Genomic DNA, 482 nt, shown 5'->3' on the forward strand with positions numbered 1-482 from the left:
TTTCGTAGAACTCGCTCGCGGCGCAGTCCAGCGCCAGGGTCACGTCGGTGCCCAGCTTGTAACCGGCGTTGGCCACGGCTTCGGAGATCACTTTCAACGCGGCTTCGTTGGACGCCAGGTTCGGCGCGAAACCGCCTTCGTCGCCAACGGCAGTGCTCAGACCACGAGCCTTCAGCACGGCTTTCAGGTGATGGAAAATCTCGGTGCCCATGCGCAGACCTTCCGAGAAAGACTTGGCGCCAACTGGCTGGACCATGAATTCCTGGATGTCGACGTTGTTATCGGCGTGCTCGCCACCGTTGATGATGTTCATCATCGGGACCGGCATCGAGTACACACCCGGGGTGCCGTTGAGGTTGGCGATGTGTGCGTACAGCGGCAGATCCTGATCCTGCGCAGCTGCCTTGGCCGCAGCCAGGGACACGGCGAGGATGGCGTTGGCGCCCAGGGTCGCTTTGTTTTCGGTACCGTCGAGCTTGATC

Annotated in this window: 1 pseudogene; it reads right to left on the minus strand. The window is 61.4% G+C overall.

Annotation, left to right across the window (positions count from 1 at the left end):
- Nucleotides 1–482, minus strand: a pseudogene (eno, locus tag J5M56_RS24810) (phosphopyruvate hydratase); the annotation flags it as partial.

The sequence above is a fragment of the Pseudomonas sp. 51_B genome (genome assembly GCF_017491595.1).
Taxonomy (GTDB): Bacteria; Pseudomonadota; Gammaproteobacteria; order Pseudomonadales; family Pseudomonadaceae; genus Aquipseudomonas; species Aquipseudomonas promysalinigenes.